This window comes from Terriglobales bacterium, from assembly GCA_035457425.1.
GTDB lineage: Bacteria > Acidobacteriota > Terriglobia > Terriglobales > Acidobacteriaceae > JACPNR01.
In genome coordinates, this window is record DATIBR010000132.1 from 1 (window position 1) to 3,053 (window position 3,053).

At 65.8% G+C, this 3,053-nt stretch carries 3 protein-coding genes; 2 read left to right on the plus strand and 1 reads right to left on the minus strand.

All coding sequences use genetic code 11. The annotated features are described in order from the left end of the window. The first annotated feature begins 315 nt into the window (after positions 1 to 315). The gene (gene istA, locus VLA96_10265; GenBank protein ID HSE49579.1) at positions 316 to 1,530 is read left to right on the plus strand and encodes an IS21 family transposase; all 1,215 of its coding nucleotides are present in this window, start codon (positions 316 to 318) and stop codon (positions 1,528 to 1,530) included. Then, positions 1,527 to 2,387: an IS21-like element helper ATPase IstB gene (istB, locus tag VLA96_10270; GenBank protein HSE49580.1), complete on the plus strand. Its 861-nt coding sequence runs from the start codon at positions 1,527 to 1,529 to the stop codon at positions 2,385 to 2,387. Before istA ends, istB begins: the two co-directional genes overlap by 4 nt. Here the strand turns inward: istB and VLA96_10275 are convergent. Continuing rightward, the coding region (locus VLA96_10275; GenBank protein ID HSE49581.1) for a Z1 domain-containing protein at positions 2,367 to 3,053 on the minus strand (687 nt) is incomplete at its 5' end. The genes istB and VLA96_10275 overlap by 21 nt on opposite strands.

Consider the following 3,053-nt stretch of genomic DNA (forward strand, 5'->3'; position numbering starts at 1 on the left):
ATGGTACTGCGGCAAGCCGTTCGGCCGTGGGTTGGTCAAGTCCTAACGTTGCTGGAAAATCGGGGCGCGACGCACTCGGTTCCGGAGTACTGAGATAGCCACCGCGATCGAGATCGTGCTGCGGTTTCCGCTCCGCCATCGCCGGGTCATCCGCACGACGGATGAAAGTGTCAACTGGTTTTCGGTGGCGCGTGTCATCGCCGGCCGTAAATTGACCCACTAACGCCGATCGAAATTTGACCCACCCCCCGGCTCACCGGCTCTTCTGGGGCATCTCACCCCGGGAGGTGCCGCCGAGTGCTGGGAGGGGCGACCGTGAAGCAGCTCATCGAGCTGTCGGGGCAGCACCTGTCGATTCGGGCTATTGCTCGGAGGCTGGACATTTCGCGGAACACCGTACGGAAGTATCTGCGGGCGCCGCGCGTGCCGGTGGCCAAGCCGCGGCCGCGGCGGCCGTCGAAGGTCGATCCGTTTCGCGATCACGTCCGTCAGCGTCTCGCGGCCGGCGTGGAAAACTGCGTCGTCCTGCTGCGTGAGCTCCGCGCCCAGGGCTACGCCGGCAGCTACTCCATCCTGAAAGACTACGTCCGGCCGTTGCGACTCGGCCGCCCCGTGAAGGCGACGATGCGCTTCGAGACGAAGCCGGGCGAGCAGGCGCAGGTCGACTTCGGCCACTTCGCGTTTCTGACCCCGGAGGGCCAGCGCCACTGGTACTGGGGCTTCGTGATGGTGCTGGCCTGGTCGCGGCTGCTCTACGTGGAGTTCATCCGGCGCGCCGATGTCGCCAGCTTCATCCGCTGCCATCTGAATGCCTTCGAGTACTTCGGCGGCCTGCCGCGCACCTGCCTCTACGACAACACGAAAGTCGTTGTCCTCGGGCGGGACCACGACGGCGTGCCGCACTGGAACCCGACGTTTCTGGACTTCGCGCTGCGGCTCGGCTTCGAGGCGCGCCTGTGCCAACCCTATCGCGCACAGACGAAAGGCCGCGTCGAGAGCGGCGTGAAGTACGTGAAGCACAACTTCTGGCCGGCGGTGGAATTCGTCGACGGCGTGGATCTCAATCACCAGGCGCACGCGTGGATGGATGGCGTGGCCAACATCCGCATTCACGGCACCACCGGCGAGCGTCCCGTCGATCGCTTCGCGCGCGAAGCGCCACACCTGCTGCCGCTGCCGGCCGCCGAGCGCGTCGCGCCCTTCCTGCGTGAGGAGCGCCGGGTCGGGCGCGACGGCTTCGTGGCATGGGAGCGCGGCTGGTACGGCGTGCCGTGGACGTGGGCGGGCCAGCGCGTGCAGGTGGCGGCCACCGAGCACCTGGTCGAGCTCTGGGCCGGTGCCACGCGCCTTGCCGTGCACCCGCGCGCGACGCACGCCGGGCAGCGGCTCGTGCTGCCGGGGCAATGGGCCGGGCTACCGCGCGCCGACGCGCGCCGCCCCACCAGCCCGCTCGGCCAGCAGCGCGCCGCGCTCGACGTCGAGGCGCGCCCGCTCGCGATCTATGACGCGCTCGTCGGAGCGGGCCGATGATCGCCGCGGCCCAGGCTCGGCAGTCGCTCGAGCAGCTCGGCTTGGCCGAAGCCGCCGCGGTGCTCGATGGGCGGCTGGAAACGGCCGCGCAGAAGCAGCTGCCCTACGCCGACTTCTTGGCCGATCTCCTGAGCACCGAGACCGCGGCCCGGCGGGAGCGGTACTTGCGCACCCGCACGCGGCTCGCGCACCTGCCGTTCCAGCGTACGCTCGATCAGTTTGACTTCCGCTTCCAGCCCTCGATCGACAAGCGCCAGGTGCGCGACCTCGCCACGCTCACCTTTATCAGCGAGGCGGCCAACGTGCTCTTCCTCGGCCCGCCGGGCGTCGGCAAGACGCATCTGGCCATCGCCCTCGGCCTGCGCGCGATCGAGCAGGGCTCCGGCGTCTACTTCGTGCGCGCGCACGAGCTGCTCGAGGATCTGCGGCGCGCCCAGGCCGAACACCGGCTCGAGCGCCGGCTGCGGATCTACCTGGCGCCCAAGCTGCTCATCATCGATGAGTTCGGCGTGTGGCCCTATGACCGCATGGCGGCCACGGCCTTCTTCACCCTGGTCTCCGCGCGCTACGAGCGCGGCAGCATCATCCTGACTTCGAACAAGGGCTTCGCCGAGTGGGGCGAGGTCCTCGGTGACAGCGTCATCGCCACAGCGATCCTCGATCGCCTCCTGCACCATAGTCACGTGCTCAACATCCGCGGCGAGAGTTACCGCTTGCGCGAGAAGAAGCAGGCTGGGCTCATCGGCGCCGGCGCGACCGCCCTATCGCGGCGCGAGGACGACGCCGCCAACGACAACCCGCCGGGGGTGGGTCAATTCCAAACCGGCGAAGGTGGGTCAAAAGTACGCCGGCGTTGACAGTCCAGGACGATACGCAGCCAGCGCTCCACCATCCAAGATCGTTGACCTCGTCGCAACGAGGTTCTGTGCCAACTCAACTGGTGTTGGCTTAGTGCCGACAGGCGAGCGGAGAAGGCCTCGAAGTGCTTGTTCGGCCTCATGAATATGATGAAAGCGCGTAGCAAGTGATAGAGGGAGAAAAACCCGTGTATATGGCATCAGGGGTTGGCGGTAGCCGTACATTCTGGCGTGCTGCAGCATCGTATCCATTTGCGTTGTTCGCGCTCGTCTTAAATAGTACGTGACCAGTAGATTGTCGATTGTGAGACCACGTCCCAGAATATTGCCGCCGACGACAAAGTTAAGATGACGGCCAAATGTAAGACGGCTTCCGATCGAGTTGACCTGCAGCATCGTTCGTGTAGGAAGATATCGACTGATCCAGGGCACCAACTCTTCAAGGCCAGGAGCTTGAGGCTGCGACCTCAGTAATTCTGCGTGCGCGGCACGAAGCGACGGCATGTTCGCCCCTAGGTTTGGCAGATCGTCGAGAATGTTCTGCAGAGCTCGCCGGATTAAGCCATCGAGTATGACGTGGTCGCTCGTCTTGGGGCTCGTGTGGCAAAGGAACTTGTATCCGCCGTTCAGCGGAAGACCAATCTGCCGCTGGTGGGCGGCGCAGCT

Excerpts from the sequence above, each read along its gene's own strand:
- istB (HSE49580.1), top strand. The coding sequence starts at position 1,527 with ATGATCGCCGCGGCCCAGGCTCGGCAGTCGCTCGAGCAGCTCGGCTTG.